At 52.6% G+C, this 16028-nt stretch carries 12 protein-coding genes and 1 pseudogene; 5 read left to right on the forward strand and 8 right to left on the reverse strand.

The features are described 5' to 3' along the window. Positions 1–62: 62 nt before the first annotated feature. Positions 63–497: pseudogene (gene tnpA, locus ACMHXH_RS01755) on the reverse strand (IS200/IS605 family transposase). 162 nt (positions 498–659) lie between these two features. After that, on the reverse strand, positions 660–2060 hold the full coding sequence (asnS, locus tag ACMHXH_RS01760) for an asparagine--tRNA ligase (protein WP_039035280.1): 1401 nt from the start codon (positions 2058–2060) through the stop codon (positions 660–662). Between the two features lie 200 nt (positions 2061–2260). Between asnS and ACMHXH_RS01765 the strand changes: the two genes are divergently transcribed. Beyond that, positions 2261–2596, forward strand: a complete 336-nt coding sequence (locus ACMHXH_RS01765; protein ID WP_039035279.1) for a hypothetical protein — start codon at positions 2261–2263, stop codon at positions 2594–2596. A gap of 135 nt (positions 2597–2731) precedes the next feature. Here the strand turns inward: ACMHXH_RS01765 and ACMHXH_RS01770 are convergent, their stop codons facing one another. Both ACMHXH_RS01770 and pabB read right to left on the reverse strand, forming a co-directional pair. Beyond that, positions 2732–3301 carry a CoA pyrophosphatase gene (locus ACMHXH_RS01770; RefSeq protein WP_039035278.1) on the reverse strand — a complete coding sequence of 190 codons (570 nt, stop codon included), beginning with the start codon at positions 3299–3301 and terminating at the stop codon, positions 2732–2734. Between the two features lie 97 nt (positions 3302–3398). Further along, positions 3399–4808: an aminodeoxychorismate synthase component 1 gene (gene pabB, locus ACMHXH_RS01775; RefSeq protein ID WP_335911711.1), complete on the reverse strand. Its 1410-nt coding sequence runs from the start codon at positions 4806–4808 to the stop codon at positions 3399–3401. A gap of 255 nt (positions 4809–5063) precedes the next feature. On the opposite strand from pabB, the gene ACMHXH_RS01780 reads away from it, so the two are divergent. Both ACMHXH_RS01780 and ACMHXH_RS01785 read left to right on the forward strand, forming a co-directional pair. Further along, positions 5064–6581: a fumarate hydratase gene (locus ACMHXH_RS01780; RefSeq protein WP_039035276.1), complete on the forward strand. Its 1518-nt coding sequence runs from the start codon at positions 5064–5066 to the stop codon at positions 6579–6581. A gap of 66 nt (positions 6582–6647) precedes the next feature. Beyond that, positions 6648–8693: a S9 family peptidase gene (locus tag ACMHXH_RS01785; protein WP_335911710.1), complete on the forward strand. Its 2046-nt coding sequence runs from the start codon at positions 6648–6650 to the stop codon at positions 8691–8693. Between the two features lie 479 nt (positions 8694–9172). Here the strand turns inward: ACMHXH_RS01785 and fadE are convergent, their stop codons facing one another. Further along, positions 9173–11623, reverse strand: coding sequence for an acyl-CoA dehydrogenase FadE (fadE, locus tag ACMHXH_RS01790; RefSeq protein WP_335911709.1), 2451 nt, complete (start codon positions 11621–11623; stop codon positions 9173–9175). A 253-nt stretch (positions 11624–11876) separates the two neighbouring features. Here fadE and ACMHXH_RS01795 point away from each other — a divergent pair, with 253 nt between their 5' ends. Next, positions 11877–12677, forward strand: a complete 801-nt coding sequence (locus ACMHXH_RS01795) for a class II glutamine amidotransferase (RefSeq protein ID WP_039035273.1) — start codon at positions 11877–11879, stop codon at positions 12675–12677. Here ACMHXH_RS01795 and ACMHXH_RS01800 read toward each other — a convergent pair. Both ACMHXH_RS01800 and ACMHXH_RS01805 read right to left on the reverse strand, forming a co-directional pair. Next, the gene (locus ACMHXH_RS01800; RefSeq protein ID WP_243757109.1) at positions 12621–13349 is read right to left on the reverse strand and encodes a DUF3108 domain-containing protein; all 729 of its coding nucleotides are present in this window, start codon (positions 13347–13349) and stop codon (positions 12621–12623) included. The genes ACMHXH_RS01795 and ACMHXH_RS01800 overlap by 57 nt on opposite strands. Before the next feature lie 19 nt (positions 13350–13368). Continuing rightward, positions 13369–13731 carry an MGMT family protein gene (locus ACMHXH_RS01805; RefSeq protein ID WP_413737535.1) on the reverse strand — a complete coding sequence of 121 codons (363 nt, stop codon included), beginning with the start codon at positions 13729–13731 and terminating at the stop codon, positions 13369–13371. A 176-nt stretch (positions 13732–13907) separates the two neighbouring features. Between ACMHXH_RS01805 and def the strand changes: the two genes are divergently transcribed. Next, the gene (gene def, locus ACMHXH_RS01810) at positions 13908–14402 is read left to right on the forward strand and encodes a peptide deformylase (protein ID WP_039035272.1); all 495 of its coding nucleotides are present in this window, start codon (positions 13908–13910) and stop codon (positions 14400–14402) included. On the opposite strand, the gene ACMHXH_RS01815 is transcribed toward def, so the two are convergent. Beyond that, positions 14399–15826, reverse strand: coding sequence for an ATP-binding protein (locus ACMHXH_RS01815; RefSeq protein ID WP_335911708.1), 1428 nt, complete (start codon positions 15824–15826; stop codon positions 14399–14401). The genes def and ACMHXH_RS01815 overlap by 4 nt on opposite strands. Positions 15827–16028: the final 202 nt, after the last annotated feature.

The following is a 16028-nucleotide window of genomic DNA, read 5'->3' on the forward strand; positions in this document are numbered from 1 at the left end:
AGTAAAGAATCCACCTTCTGAAGAAGGTGGCTTTGTATATGCCCCCTCAAAGGGGGCGTTGTTTACTCCAGCGTTAACTGAGTTTGCTCCTGCTTTTCTTCTTTCTCTTGATGCCGGACATAACGCCTTATTATCTCTTCATTTATTCCAACCGTATCGACAAAGTATCCTCGCTGCCAAAAATGGTTACCCCACATTTTGTTCTTCCTCAAGTATGGATATTTACTAAATAGTTTTAGTGCTATTTTGCCTTTGAGCGCTCCCATCAGTCTTGATATCGATAACTTTGGCGGAACTTTTATAACTAAATGAACATGGTCTACCTGAACATTTAACTCTACTACTTTGCACCCAAGTTACTCACTGTAAACGTGAATACAGCGGTAAACCTCCTTACCTACTTTGTTTTTGAGAATCCTAAAACGGTACTTTGGAGTCCAAACTATATGATATTGACATCGCCAATACACATGCGATGCTTGCTCGTATCTACTCATGCTTTTTGTCCTTTGACTTCGCTAAAAATCAAAAGAGCAATTAGCATGGGTAGCCTTTACAGGCCAAGCCTAAATTGATGATAACCACCTACTGAAGTAGGTGGTTTAGGGGCTGAAAATAAAAAACGCGCCCGGAAGCGCGTTTTTTTGGATAAGAACTCGTTAGAAGTTGGCGCTTCTTGGGGCGCGAGGGAAGGGGATTACATCGCGGATGTTGGAAACACCGGTAACGTAAGACACCAGACGCTCGAAGCCCAGACCGAAGCCTGAGTGAGGCACAGTGCCGTAACGACGCAGATCTCTATACCACCAGTAATCTTCCTTGTTGAGATTCATCTCGGCCAGGCGCATATCCAGTACGTCCAGACGTTCTTCACGCTGTGAACCACCGATAATTTCACCAATGCCGGGGGCCAATACGTCCATCGCTGCCACTGTCTTGCCATCTTCGTTGAGACGCATATAGAAGGCCTTGATATCTTTTGGATAGTTCTTCACGACCACAGGAGCCTTGAAGTGCACTTCGGCCAGATAACGCTCGTGCTCGGATTGCAGATCTATGCCCCATTCGACATCATACTCAAACTGCTTGCCGCAGTTTTTGAGGATCTCAACGGCATCTGTGTAGTCCACCTGGGCAAAGTCACTGCTGACAAAGTTTTCCAGGCGCTCAATCACGCCTTTATCGACGCGCTGGGCAAAGAACTGCAGGTCGTCCATTCGCTCTTCCAGCACCGCCTTGAAGGCGTACTTGAGCATAGCTTCGGCCAGACCGGCAATGTCGTTCAGATCGGCAAAAGCCACTTCCGGCTCAACCATCCAGAACTCGGCCAAGTGGCGGCTGGTGTTGGAGTTTTCAGCACGGAAAGTTGGGCCAAAGGTGTAAATCTTCGACAGGGCACAGGCGTAGGTTTCACCGTTGAGCTGACCCGATACGGTCAAAAATGCCTCTTTACCGAAAAAGTCTTCTTCGTAATTTACCTTGCCATCGGCGGTACGTGGCAGGTTTTCCATGTCCAGCGTTGATACCCGGAACATTTCACCGGCGCCTTCACAGTCGGAGGCGGTGATAAGTGGGGTAGAAACCCAGATAAAGCCGTTTTCGTGATAGAAGCGGTGAATCGCCTGTGACAGGCAGTTACGTACTCGGGCAACCGCGCCAATGATGTTGGTACGTGGACGCAGGTGCGCCAGTTCCCTCAGGTGTTCAACCGAGTGACGTTTGGCCGCCATAGGATAGGTATCAGGATCTTCCACCCAACCTGTGACTTCCACTTGGGTCACTTGCAGTTCAAAGTCCTGGCCTGAGCCTGGGCTTTCAACCACTTCACCTGTGACAATCACGGAGCAGCCGGCAGTGAGCTTCAGCACTTCGTCATTGTAATTGGGTAAGCTATTTGGCACCACGCCCTGGATAGGATCGAAACAGGAACCATCATAGACGGCAAGAAACGAGATGCCGGCCTTGGAATCACGACGGGTTCTTACCCAGCCACGTACAGTGACCTGTGAACCGACCGCATGCTCGCCTTTAAATACAGATGCGACAGATGCAATGCTCATTATTGCTTAGTTCTCCAATGAAACGTTTTATGCTTCAATTCGCCCCGAAAATAGTTCGAGAGCAGAAATCAGGCAAATCCCTGACTATATTGATGACACAGGAAAAAATTTGGAGGTTAATATTACCTTGCTGGTGGCTTTTCTCAAGCTGAAAAAGGTATTCTGGGGACAATATCCCCCTTCAGACGGAAGGAGTTTGGATGAAAAAGGTCAAAATCTTTCAATATCTGTTGGCGAGCCTGTCGATTATTGGTTGGTCACTGGCGATTTACGCCCTGCTGATATTTGATAAAGCGCGGCCCGATAGGGCCGTAGGCTATTTCTTCAGCAAAGGGGCGCCGGTGCGTTTGTACTGGGACCCTCAGCAGACCATGCTATTGGAATATATCATCTGGGCTTGCGCTGCCATCAGTTTCATTAGTCTGGCTTTCAACTGGTATGTGGCTCATCACAGCCGCTTGGGTTATTGGTTCAATATTCCACTTTTGCTGCTCTCATCCACCGCCGCTGGCTTGTATCTGCGTTTCTTCATCTAAGGAAGGTGCGAATAAGTCCTCGCGGCCTTCTCTTTTGTAGAGAGTGGCTTACACAGCAATTGGCATTCAAGGCATCTGACTGAAGGCATGCCGGGGCCTGTCAAAGTCTTCCCTAACTGCCTTTATGCTGTGCTGTCAGCGCAGTTGTCGACAAAGCATATCGATAATCGCCGCGGTGGCGCCCCAGATAAAGTGCCTGCGATAGGGAATAAAGGTGACAGGGTAGAAATGGCCGCGGCGCTCGAACATAGCCGTGTGACGATTTTCCTCTTCCAGTAAAAACGCCAGCGGCACCCGAAATAGCTCCTGCACTTCGGCCGGGTCAATTTGGGCCTCAAAGGGTGACTTTACCCAGCCAAGCACAGGGGTGATCTCAAAGCCGGTAAAGGTGGGATGATTGGGCAGTTGACCTATGATTTCGACATTATCCGGCGCCAAGCCTATCTCTTCTTCAGCTTCTCTGAGGGCTGTCATGATAAGGTTCTGATCTTCGGCTTCCGGTTTGCCGCCGGGAAAGCTCACTTGACCTGGATGAGCCTTAAGATGCTTCGGTCTCTGGGTCAGGATAAGTTCCGGCCCCTGCAAACCCGGCTCCAGCGCGATAAGTACCGCCGCGGCCCTGAGTTTGGCCGGGAGCAAAGGACTTGAATGGTATCGACTCAGGGCCCTGAGTTGAAAACGGGTCAGTAGCTCGTCTTTATCCATAGCGTCCTTGAAGTAAATTGAAGTAATCAATAACCCAAGCCATTACTGTCCTGTCTTCGCAAAGAACTATCATCAAGCTTAAATGGCAAGCTTAAGGCTAAGGCGAGTCTGGCTCAGGGGTCAATAGCGGCAGTATTCGACTCACTTTATCATAGGTTTCCTGGTATTCGGCATCCACGTCTGAGTCGGCTACTATCCCGCCGCCGGCCCAGCAATAGAGTTGTCCGGAATCGGCAACCAGGGTTCGAATGGTGATGCTGCTGTCCATTTTGCCATCCTGACTCAGATACCCGATGGAGCCGCAGTAGAGTGAGCGGCGACTGGGTTCCAGCTCTTCGATAATTTCCATGGCGCGGATTTTGGGCGCGCCTGTGATTGAGCCGCCGGGGAAGGCGGCTCGCAGCAAGTCTGTGGCCTGATAACCCGGTGCCAGTTCGGCAGTCACTGTACTGACCAGATGGTGCACCGCCGGAAAGCTTTCTATGGCAAACAGATGCGGCACGGCCACACTGCCTGGGCTGGCAACCTTACCGATATCGTTGCGCAGCAAGTCCACTATCATCAGGTTTTCGGCTCTGTCCTTTTCCGACTCCGCCAGCTGTTTGGCAAGCTGCCTGTCTTGCTGTTCATCGGCACTGCGGGGCAGGGTGCCCTTGATGGGCTTGGTTTCAATATGGCGGTTGGGATCCAGGGCAATAAAACGCTCGGGTGAGATGGACAGGATGCAGTTGTGCTCCAGGCGAATAAAGGCAGAGAAGGGCGCGCCGTTGGCTTGTCTTAGCTTACGATAGGCTTGCCATTCATCGCCTTGATAGTCGGCCTGGAATCTTTGGGTCAGATTGATTTGATAGCAATCGCCGCTGTGAAGATATTGCTGCACTTGGGCAAACTTGTCGCCATATTGCTCGCGGCTAAGCTGCGAGCGCCACTTACCACTGAGCCGGAACGCTTTCTGGTCAAGGTGCTTATTGGGACTGTTTGCGACTTTGGACGTCAGCCGCGACAGGGTGTCAATCAGCGCCTTTTCACCGCGGTAGTGCACCAACTGCCAGCACGCTGATTCCTTATCTCGAATAAGGGCCCAGTTATAGAGGCCGACATTCATCTCCGGCAGAGCGATATCGGCTGCGGCCAGTTTCGGCAGTTTTTCCAGTCTGCGGCCAAGATCGTAGCTGAAGGCGCCCACAGCGCCGCCGCTGAAAGGCAGATTGACCGGCATGGCGTTGGGAAAATACTGTTGCAGCAGTTGTTGCAGCAAGGCAAAAGGATCGTCACTTGAGCGTCGTACGCTGCCTGCCTCAGCGATTTGGGTGGTTTCACCTGTGGTGACTAGCGTGGCTATCGGCTCGGCGACTATGATGTCGTATCTGGCGTCAGAGTGTTTGGCATCGGCCGAATCCAGCAGCATGGCCCAAGGCTCACCGCTGAAGTGGGAAAACAGCTCTAAGGTTGATAATTGCCAGTCAAGAAGGCGAATGGCGGGAGGGCAAATAGCCTGCTGGTACATCGAACGACCCTATCTGAAAATGTGATGTAGCCCAAAAAGGAACGAAAGAGTATCATAACGGCCACAAAAAACTAATAAAACCACCCCTGGCCCTTGGTGAAAACGCGTTGTATCACGGCTTTGCTATCGTTTTGAGCATTTTTGTGTCGCAAAACCGGCAAGCGGAGCCTGAAATTCAAGGCTTTGGCTTGAATCTCTGTTGAGCGTTGATCCTGAGCTGAAGGGGCGGATCCTTAGGCTAATGGAGCGCCAAACATGTCTGTAATCAAGCAAGCTGACTTTATCGACAGCATCACTGATGCCCTGCAATATATCTCCTATTACCATCCGAAAGATTTTATCGATGCCATGGCTGCCGCCTATGAGCGTGAGCAGAGCCAGGCTGCCAAGGATGCGATTGCCCAGATTTTGATCAACTCGCGCATGTCTGCCGAAGGGCACAGACCCTTGTGTCAGGATACCGGCATTGTGACCTGTTATGTCTATCTGGGGATGGGCGTGCAGTGGGACAAGACAGATATGACAGTACAGCAGATGGTGGATGAAGGCGTACGCCGCGCTTACACCAATCCTGATAACCCGTTGCGGGCTTCAATTGTGGCCGACCCGGCCGGCAGCCGTAAAAACACCCGCGATAACACGCCTTCTGTGGTGCATATTCAGATGGTTCCCGGCGATCATATCGAAGTGGCCATTGCCGCCAAGGGCGGCGGCAGTGAAAACAAGGCCAAGATGGTGATGCTCAATCCGTCTGACGATATCGCCGCCTGGGTTGAGAAGACACTGCCAACCATGGGCGCCGGCTGGTGTCCACCGGGTATGCTGGGAATCGGCATTGGCGGCACCGCCGAGAAAGCCGCTGTGCTTGCCAAGGAAGCCTTGATGGAGAGCGTGGATATTCATGAACTGATGGAACGCGGCGCCGAAACCACGGAAGAGAAGCTGCGTTTGGATATCTTCGAGCGCGCCAATAACTTAGGCATTGGTGCCCAGGGCCTGGGCGGTTTGACTACTGTACTGGACGTTAAAATCAAGACAGCGCCAACCCACGCCGCCTCCAAGCCTGTGGTGATGATCCCCAACTGCGCCGCCACCCGCCATGTACATTTCCATCTTGACGGCAGCGGCCCAGCCGAGCTGACTCCGCCAAGCCTTGATGACTGGCCGGAAATCACCTGGGAAGTGGGTGAGAGCGTGCGCCGGGTCAATCTCGATACCGTTACCCAGGAAGAGATTGAAAGCTGGAACAGCGGCGATACTCTGCTGCTCTCGGGTAAGATGCTCACCGGCCGTGACGCGGCTCACAAACGGATCCAGAGCCTGATTGAAAGCGGTGAAGGCTTGCCTGAAGGGGTTGATTTCACTGGTAAATTCATCTATTACGTAGGTCCGGTCGACCCCGTAGGTGATGAAGTGGTTGGCCCGGCCGGTCCGACAACCGCTACCCGTATGGATAAGTTCACCGATCTCATGCTGGATAAGACAGGGTTGATGGGCATGATAGGCAAGGCTGAACGTGGTCCGGCCACTGTCGAATCTATCCGCAAGCACAAGGCGGTATACTTGATGGCCGTCGGCGGCGCCGCTTATCTGGTGTCCAAGGCGATTAAGCAATCCCGTGTGGTGGCGTTTGAAGATCTCGGAATGGAAGCTATCTATGAGTTTGACGTCAAGGATATGCCTGTTACTGTAGCGGTTGACTCCAACGGGGTGAATGCGCACGAAACCGGCCCGGCAATCTGGAAGGTGAATATCCAGAACGCCAAGGCTTAAGCTGAACCTTGAGGGGCCTATTGGCCCCTTTTGCATTGCAATCAACAACCAATAAGAAGATTTATAATGAAAACCAACCCACTATTGATGGCGCTGCTCGCCGCAGGACTGGCTCAGCCGGCGCTGGCTGCCGATAAGGCCCCTTTTACTGTCCAGGATCTGGTCAAGCTCAACAAACTTCATTCTGCCGCTGTATCCAATGACGGCACCAAGCTTATCTACGGCCTGAAAAAGGTTACCGATGATGGCAGCAGCTCAGATCTCTATCTGTTGGATCTCAGCGACAAGCATGCGACTCCCAAGCAGCTGACTTCTGCACCGGGTACCGAACACGATGTGGCCTTCAGCAGCGACGATAAGCAAGTCTATTTTATTGCTGCCCGTGATGGTAGCAGCCAACTGTATCGCTTGCCGCTGGATGGTGGTGAAGCCCAGGCCGTATCTGATCTGCCTCTGGGTATCGACGGCTACAAATTATCGGCCGATGGCAAGCAGGTGGTGATGAGCATTCGTGTGTTTCCCGAGTGCGACACCCTGGAATGTTCAAAAGCCAAGTTTGATAAAGAAGCCGAGCGCAAGAGTACAGGTCGTGAATACGATCAGTTGATGGTGCGTCACTGGGACACTTGGTCTGACCATGCCCGTAATCACCTGTTTGTGGCGCAGCTTGAAAACGGCAAGCTGGGTAAGCCGGTGGATGTGACCCAAGGCCTGGATACCGAAACCCCGCCAAAGCCATTTTCCGGCATGGAAGAGGTGACATTCAGCCCGGATGGCAAATATATTGTCTACAGTGCCAAGGCTCCGAGTAAAGATCAGGCCTGGACCACCAACTACGATCTCTGGCAGGTGCCGGTCACAGGTGGCAAGGCCAAGAATCTCACCGAAGATAACCAGGCCTGGGATGCTCAGCCGGTGTTTTCCGCCGATGGCCGTTATCTGGCCTATCTGGCGATGAAAAAGCCTGGGTTCGAGGCCGACAGATACCGCATCATGCTCAAAGACACAGTCACGGGTCAGAGCAAGGAAGTGGCGCCTATGTGGGACAGAAGCCCAGCCTCACTGAGCTTTGGTAAAGATAACAACACCCTGTATGTGACCGCTCAGGATCTGGGCCAGGTGTCTGTATTTGCCATCAACACCCAGTTTGGTGATGTGCGCGCCATCTACAACGATGGCAGCAACAGCCTGGTGGGTCTGGCGGGCGATCGTTTGATCATCAATCATAAGTCTTTGGTGGAACCGGGCGATCTCTACTCCATCAACATGGAAGGGCAAAACCTGACCCGTTTGACTGAAGTCAACAAGGCCAAGCTGGACAAGGTCAAGTTCGGTGAGTTTGAGCAGTTCAGCTTCAAGGGCTGGAACAACGAAGAGGTTTATGGTTACTGGCTCAAGCCGGCGAATTTCCAGAAAGGCAAGCAGTATCCGGTGGCCTTCCTGGTACACGGCGGCCCACAAGGTTCATTCGGCAACAGTTTCAGCTTCCGCTGGAATCCTCAGCTGTGGGCCGGTGCCGGATATGCGGTGGTGATGGTGGATTTCCACGGCTCTACCGGCTATGGTCAGGCCTTTACCGATTCCATCAGCCTGGATTGGGGCGGTAAGCCTTTGGAAGATTTGCAAAAAGGTCTGGCTGCGGTTGCCAAACAGCAGAAGTGGATCGATGCCGATAACGCCTGCGCCCTCGGCGGCTCCTACGGCGGTTACATGATGAACTGGATCCAGGGTAACTGGAATGACGGTTTCAAGTGCCTGGTTAACCACGCGGGCTTGTTCGATATGCGCTCCATGTACCATGTGACCGAGGAACTCTGGTTCCCTGAGCATGAGTTTGGCGGCAGCTATGAGCAGGCCAAGGATCTTTATGAGAAGTTCAATCCGGCCAACTATGTGGAAAATTGGAAGACTCCTATGCTGGTGATCCACGGTGAGAAAGACTTCCGGGTTCCTTACGGTCAGGGTTTGGCGGCGTTCAGCTATATGCAGCGCAACAATATCCCTTCGGAGCTGCTGATCTATCCGGACGAGAACCACTGGATCCTGAATCCCAATAACCTTGAGCAGTGGTACGCCAAGGTGCTGGGCTGGATGGACCGCTGGACCAAGTAGAACAGGGAAACATGGCACAAGCTTGGTTATATGTTGCAGCGACATATACAGTTTATAGCCACAGATGCTGACTTGAACCACAAAGAGCCAAATCCGACGACTTCAGGTTGTCGGATTTTTTGTGTCTATAAGTAAAAATTTGATATCAGCGACGGTTAATAGCCGTTTTTAATAGGATGTTTTGCTAACAGAGAAAACGCTATCTATACGACAAGCATAAAGGCGTCATTTTCTTGGGAATGAGATCTACTGTTAACTTCTGAATACGGGGCCAATCATCTGATTGTTTTACCTATTTTAATGCTGTGCAGACTGCTTTTTACACCTGGGTTAACTATGTCCCCATTTATTCTTTAAGTTTTGATGCTAGTTATCTTGAATGAAGACCAACTATTGAAGTGAAGGTTGGGAAGGACAATAAAAATGCCGTCCACAATTGTGAACGGCATTTTGTGTTTCCAGTGATATTATCGACAGTCTTAAGCGGCTTGTTCTTCGCGGTTTTCCGGCTCCAGGCTCTGAGCCTTGAGTTCGGCGGGGTCAAAGTCATCCACGTTGATGGACTTCATTCGGCCGATTTCAGCGCGCTCCAGCAGGGCCACTTCTGCATCGCTCAGAACACCCAGCGCCTTGCCTTCTGCGGCCACTTTATCCAGCCACATGAAGGGCAGACGTTTGCCGGCAGCCTTACAGACTTTGTCATACAAGGGCTCTGCCGCCAGTATGTCTTTGAAGGTCTGTTCCTGAATACCTACGGCATTATTGTCGCAGGCTTCCCAGAATTGTCCCTTACCCAGACGGTCACGGCTGGCACAAGGGGTCTGCATTATCTTGGCTACCTTGTGGTCCAACACATCACTTGGGCGCTTCAGTGGTCGACCGAAGGGGAACAACACCAGGCGCAGTACGCCGCCGAGGCCAGCAGGGAAGTTATCCAGCAGCTCATCCAGAGAAGACTGCAGCTTGTAGAGCGCGTCTTCAACCGCCCACTGTACCAGTGGCAGATCTTCACTTTGACGGCCTTCATCCTGATAACGCTTGAGGGTTGCCGATGCCAGATACAACTGGCTGAGCAAGTCACCCAGGCGGGCAGAGATCCGCTCCTTACGTTTGAGGTTACCCCCTAAGGTCGCCATCGCCAGATCCGACAGCAAGGCCAGGTTGGCACTGAAGCGGTTCATATGCTGATAGTAACGCTTGGTCTTGTCGGCAAAAGGCGCATTGGAGAAGCGACTGCCGGTGAGGCCCATCCACAGGCTGCGGATAAGGTTACTTGTGGTAAAGCCGATATGGCCAAACAGCGCCGCATCAAAGTTATTCAGGCCGCGGTTTACGTCGGTATCAAAGGCTGACTCCATCTCTGCCAGCACATACGGATGGCAGCGAATGGCACCTTGACCATAGATGATCATGGAGCGGGTCAGAATGTTGGCCCCTTCAACCGTAATGGCGATAGGTGCCGCTTGATATCCGCGTCCCAGATAGTTGTTGGGGCCAAGACATACGCCTTTACCACCGTGAATATCCATGGCGTCGATAACGCATTTCTGCATTCTGTCGGTCAGGTGATATTTGACTATCGCCGAGATGACGGAAGGCTTTTCACCCAGATCAATACCTGTGGTGGTCAAGGAGGTTACAGCGTCCATCAGATAGGCGTTACCGCCGATGCGCGCCATTGGCTCTTCAATGCCTTCCAGCTTACCGATAGGCAGCTTGAACTGACGACGAATGCGGGCATAGGCACCGGTTGCCAAAGCCGCGGTTTTAACGCCACCGGCTGAGTTGGAGGGCAGGGTGATGCCGCGGCCAACCGACAGGCATTCCACCAGCATGCGCCAGCCTTGTCCCGCCATTTTCGGGCCACCTATGATAAAGCTCAGAGGAACAAACACCTCATTGCCTCGGGTTGGACCATTTTGGAACATACAGTTGAGCGGGAAGTGACGACGGCCGGTTTCCACACCTTCAACATCGGTTGGGATCAGGGCGCAGGTAATGCCCAGCTCTTCCTTATCGCCAAGCAGATGCTCGGGATCTTTAAGCTTGAATGCCAACCCCAAAACTGTGGCAACAGGTGCCAGGGTGATATAGCGCTTGTTCCAGGTCAGTTTCATCCCCAGCACTTCTTCACCTTGCCATTGGCCTTTGCAGACTACACCGAAATCCGGAATGGCGCCGGCATCTGAGCCGGCTTCAGGACTGGTCAGGGCAAAGCAGGGAACTTCCAAACCTTTGGCCAGGCGGGGCAGGTAGTGATCCTGCTGCTCCGGGGTACCATAGTGCTGCAGCAGCTCACCCGGGCCCAGTGAGTTGGGCACACCTACGGTCGAGGCCAATTCACTGCTGACACCGGCCAGTTTTTGCAGTACCCGGGATTGGGCGTAGGCAGAGAATTCCAGACCACCGTACTTCTTCTTGATGATCATCGCAAAGAAGCCTTTGTCTTTGAGGAACTGCCATACTTCGGCAGGCAAGTCCGCCAATTGATGGGAAACCAGATGTTGGTTAACCATGCGGCAGACCTCATCCACAGGTCCTTCCAGGAAGGCATGTTCTTCGGCGCTCAGACGGGCAACCGGATAGTTGTGCAGCTTCTTCCAGTTGGGATTACCGGCGAAGAGATCGGCTTCCCACCAGGTAGTACCGGCTTCAATCGCCTCTTTTTCGGTGGAAGACATCTCCGGCATGATGCCGCGATAGAGTTTAAGTAATGGCCGGGTTATCACACTCTGCCTGAAGGCACTCAGGTTCAGCGGCAGGGCAATAACCAGGAAAATTATCCAGCTAATCAGTCCAGTTACATCCAGCAGGCTGCCTGCTGCCATGACCACTGCGGCGGCTATGGTTGCAGTCAGCAGGGATACTCTGAGGTACGCTGCTGCTCCTAAAACCAAGAGCAATGCCAGGATCCATAGTAGGGTAGTCACTGTTTGTTCTCCTTAATAAAACGACCACTTTATTCAGTGTAGAACGCCTCGCTTGAGAGCGATCAAGATCACAATTATAGTATGTGGTCAGACCTGTGTCGCAATAAAATTAAACCTAAGCGAAATCGAATACAAGCATTTTTCAAACAATTGTTTAAATTTTTTATTGCAAGCAATAATTCCCCTGCCGACAAGGCTTGGCTACAATGCCGCAGATAATGAAATAACAGATTCAGTGACAGGAAAAACCAAGATGTGTGAGCTGCTGGCGATGAGTGCCAATGTGCCAACGGATATTGTCTTCAGCTTTACCGGGCTGGCGGAGCGAGGCGGGGTGACCGGGCCCCATGTGGATGGTTGGGGGATCACCTTTTATGAAGGCAAGGGCAGTCGCACCTTCAAGGATGCCAGCCCCAGCAGCCAGTCCCATGTGGCAAGCCTTATCAAGTCATACCCGATCAAGAGTGAAGTGGTGGTCAGCCATATTCGGCAGGCCAACCGCGGTGAAGTCTCGTTGGAAAATACCCACCCCTTTACCCGCGAGCTTTGGGGGCGCTACTGGACCTATGCCCACAACGGCCAGTTGTCTGACTATGAACAGAAGTTTCAAAGCGGCCGCTTTCAGGCCGTAGGTGATACAGACAGTGAGCAGGCCTTTTGCTGGATAATGAGCCGCCTGGCCGAGCGTTTCGGTGAATCCGAGCCGGATGATATTTTGCCCGTGTTTGAATATGTCGCCCAGCTTGCCGAGGAGATCCGCACTCTAGGGGTGTTTAATATGATCCTCAGCGATGGCCGTTATTTGATGAGTTATTGCAGCAATAACCTTTGCTACATCACCCGCCGGGCGCCCTTTGGCCGGGCTCAGCTGATAGACACGGATGTGGTGATTGATTTCGACACCCAGACCACCCCCAAGGATGTGGTCACTGTCATAGCCACCCGGCCGCTGACCGGCAATGAAAACTGGCAGCTATTGGCGCCGGGGGATTGGAAATTATTCCGTCTTGGCGAGCTGGTTATTGACTTCCGAGCCCAGGCTCAGCTTGGCTAACTTGATATCGAGCTGCTTGCTGCCTGACTCGAAATGGGTCAGGCGCACCGGCAGCCAGCCGAGATCCGGTGCCATCCAAATAAAGGTCTGCCGTTTGCTGCTGTCGCGGACCACTTCCAGTTTCACCGTGTTATAAACGCCACTGTCCAGTGTCATCCGCTCTTTGCCGACTATCTTGAAACTATAGTCATCTATCTCGTTGTCCTTGACCAGCTCATAGGCCAGTGGCTCCTTGCCGGCGGCGAGATCCAGCCGAAACTGCAGCTGTACCATCAGGGCATCGTAGAGGGCGCCTGAGTAGTCCAGCTTGCTCTTTTCATCCTTGTAGCGACTGAAAATTTTGCCCTGCTCCTTGGCAAAGGCTATCTGCTCATTGAAGTTGGGGCCTGTGCCGGTTCGCTGATGGCTGAAGCGCAGCGGCGTCAGCTGACCATCCTGATAGGTAAATTCACTGCGGATATGGCGTTTATCGCTCAGCACCAGCAGGCTGAGATCGCTGTCCAATTTGTATTGATAGAAGTCGCCCTCTGGCGGCAACAGCATAAAACGGGCGCCACCGAGATTGATTTCGCCATAATTGACCTGATATTCGGCGGTATGGGGTGCCAGGGGGCTGGTCTGCGCCCATAGCGACAAGGGCAGTAACAGTACAAAGAGTTGAAGTGAACGGATCAAAGGCAGTCTCCTGTGGTTAAAACGGCATGGACAAGACCAGAGTGGCCATATCCGGCCGCCACTCATATTCAGACAGGGCAATTCTGCCTTGGTTCACTGGTACGCCTTCGCTGCGCAGCAGGCTCATCTGCAGTTGAAACGCCTGGGTATCCTTGGCAAAGGAGATTTTCCCCTGACTGTTGATAACCCTGTGCCAGGGCAGTGCCAGGCTGTCCGGCGCCTGTTTCAGTGCCCGGGAAACATAGCGTGCCCGTCCGGGCAAGCCGGCATAGTCGGCAATCTTGCCATAGCTTGCCACCCGACCTTCGGGGATCAGTGCAACTATGTGCCAAATCTTCTGCATTGGACTTCGTGGCGGGGCGCTCGTTTCCGGGGTCATCTTGGCTCCTGATGCTATTGGCGCAAATTATAATACCATTCCATAGCGGAGGTTACTCACTTGGCAAAAGTGTCATGGCGGCTCTTCGCTGCACACGCAAGGTTTGCCTTTTGATGCTTTTTCGCCATAATGGCGCCCATTGAACGCCAAGTCGAGTAAATTGAGAATATAACCCTATGGCAATTATGGATATTTTGACGGTTCCCGATCCCAGGCTCAAGCGTAAAGCCAAGCCTGTCACCGAAATAGAAGCCGTGCAGCCTTTCATCGATGATCTGTTGCAAACCATGTATCACACAGACGATGGTATCGGCTTGGCCGCGACCCAGGTGGGCAGTGAACACGCAATAGTCGTCATTGATATCTCAGAAGAGCGCAATCAACCTTTGGTGCTGATCAATCCGCAGATCACTGAGTCCAGCGGCGAATTTATCGGTGAAGAGGGCTGTTTGTCCATTCCCGGTTATCGCTCCAAGGTAAAACGCTTCGAGTCGGTCACTGTCAGCTATCTGGATCGCCAGGGCCAAGCCCAGACGCTCCACAGTGATGATTTCCTGGCCATAGTGCTGCAACATGAAATCGATCATCTGCACGGCAAGGTATTTATCGAGCATCTCTCTCGCCTTAAACAGGAGATGGCACTGAAGAAGGTGCGTAAGTTTACCGCTTAAGCGATAGACTTAAGTTGGGCTTCGCTGCAGCTTGGCAGTTGCAGCGGCAGCTCAAGCAATATGCTCAAACCGCCCTGAGGCCGGTTGACCGCTAGGGCCGAGCCGCCCAGGAGCTGCATACACTGGCGCACAATCGCCAATCCCAGCCCATAACCTCCCTGAGAGCTGTGACGCGCTTCATCCAAACGGGTGAAAGGGTTGAACAAGGCTTCCAGTTGCTCCTTGGGGATCCCGGGGCCATCATCGCTGACACTCAGCTGCAGCCTGCTATCACCTAATTTGTCGTCACCCAACTGAGATACCTGGATTTCCACCCGGCAGGTTTCACCGGCATATTTGAGGGCATTGCGACAGACATTTTCCAGCGCCCGCTTCAAGTAGGCCATATCGGTATGCAAAGTTTGCTCATCAATGGGGGCCTGTGCCCAGACTATGCTTTGCTTGGGGCCAGACTCAAACTCCAGATCCTGCAGCAGTGAGCGGCGTAATTCTGTCAGGGTAAAAGGCGCTGCCGTCAGCTTGATGAAGCCGTTGCTCAGGCGGCTGAAGTCTAAAATGGTGTTGATCAATTGCGCCATCTCTTCGCCCTGGCGTCTTAGCCTGGCAAGCGGTTGTTGATGTTCCTCCCCCAAGCGATTTTCCAACAGGTGTAAGGCCAGCTCCTGCCGGGCAAGAGGAGTGCGCAGTTCGTGGGAGACATCCCTCAGTAACCGCTGCTGGGTTTGAATGCTTTTTTGCAGCTGCTCGGCCATATGGTCAAAGTCGGTCGCCAACTGGAAAAACTCCGGCTGCTTTATCGAAAAATGGCCGGCAATCCGGGTATCGAGTTGACCCTGTGCCAGCTGACGGGTGGCACTGCGCAGTAAACTCAGCGGCTGGATCAGATAGCGGCTCAACAGACGACTGAACAACAAGAGCACCAGTAGTCCTACCAGGATACGGATAAGCCAGAGGCTTTTATCCAGTTGCTGCGCCGGGTGTAAAGAGGCGTTGAGCTGCACCACCAAGAGCAGGGGATTGTCCGGCTCCAGGCTATTGCGTAGTGGCAGGCCTATCAAAGGTTTTTGCACCCTGTCCCCCATAGGCTGCTGCAACTGCTTGAGGAAATTGAGTTTGTAAACAAAGTGCGGGTGCATTTCCCGCTGACTCACCGCCTGTTGCTCGCTATCCAGCACATAGAGTACAAATGCCTGCCGTCCCTCCCAATCCGCCAGTCCCGTAATATCGCCCCTGACGATATAGTCGTTGGCCTCATCGGCCAGTTGCTGTAACTGGCTTTGGGTCTGCTGGGGCAGCAGTAACAGGCGGTTTAGCAGCATGGCTTCAATACCACTGGCGAGCAGCAGGATAAGCAGTAATGACACACCAAAATAGCCAAACAGTCGCCATTGGAGTTGGGAAAACAGGCCGGAAAAGGGCAGCAAGGCACGCTCCTGAATTATTCGCTGAAGTCGAGAATATGTTTCGATAATCATTCTCATTTATTCTATCTCGGGTTAAGGCTTTGGCGCCAGCACGACTTGTCAGTTGGCTAAAGTTAGTTATACTGTATAAAAATACAGTATCGGTGTTTTTCATGCCTGTTTCAGCCAAAACTCACTCTGTAAAATCTAATTCAGCAAAATC

Origin of the sequence: Shewanella sp. BJSY2023SW001 (assembly GCF_047314685.1) — a bacterium.
In the GTDB taxonomy this organism is placed as follows: domain Bacteria; phylum Pseudomonadota; class Gammaproteobacteria; order Enterobacterales; family Shewanellaceae; genus Shewanella; species Shewanella indica.

Coding starts and splice junctions, on each gene's coding strand:
- asnS (WP_039035280.1), bottom strand. CDS start 2,060: ATGAGCATTGCATCTGTCGCATCTGTATTTAAAGGCGAGCATGCGGTC.
- ACMHXH_RS01765 (WP_039035279.1), top strand. CDS start 2,261: ATGAAAAAGGTCAAAATCTTTCAATATCTGTTGGCGAGCCTGTCGATT.
- ACMHXH_RS01770 (WP_039035278.1), bottom strand. CDS start 3,301: ATGGATAAAGACGAGCTACTGACCCGTTTTCAACTCAGGGCCCTGAGT.
- pabB (WP_335911711.1), bottom strand. CDS start 4,808: ATGTACCAGCAGGCTATTTGCCCTCCCGCCATTCGCCTTCTTGACTGG.
- ACMHXH_RS01780 (WP_039035276.1), top strand. CDS start 5,064: ATGTCTGTAATCAAGCAAGCTGACTTTATCGACAGCATCACTGATGCC.
- ACMHXH_RS01785 (WP_335911710.1), top strand. CDS start 6,648: ATGAAAACCAACCCACTATTGATGGCGCTGCTCGCCGCAGGACTGGCT.
- ACMHXH_RS01795 (WP_039035273.1), top strand. CDS start 11,877: ATGTGTGAGCTGCTGGCGATGAGTGCCAATGTGCCAACGGATATTGTC.
- ACMHXH_RS01805 (WP_413737535.1), bottom strand. CDS start 13,731: ATGACCCCGGAAACGAGCGCCCCGCCACGAAGTCCAATGCAGAAGATT.
- def (WP_039035272.1), top strand. CDS start 13,908: ATGGCAATTATGGATATTTTGACGGTTCCCGATCCCAGGCTCAAGCGT.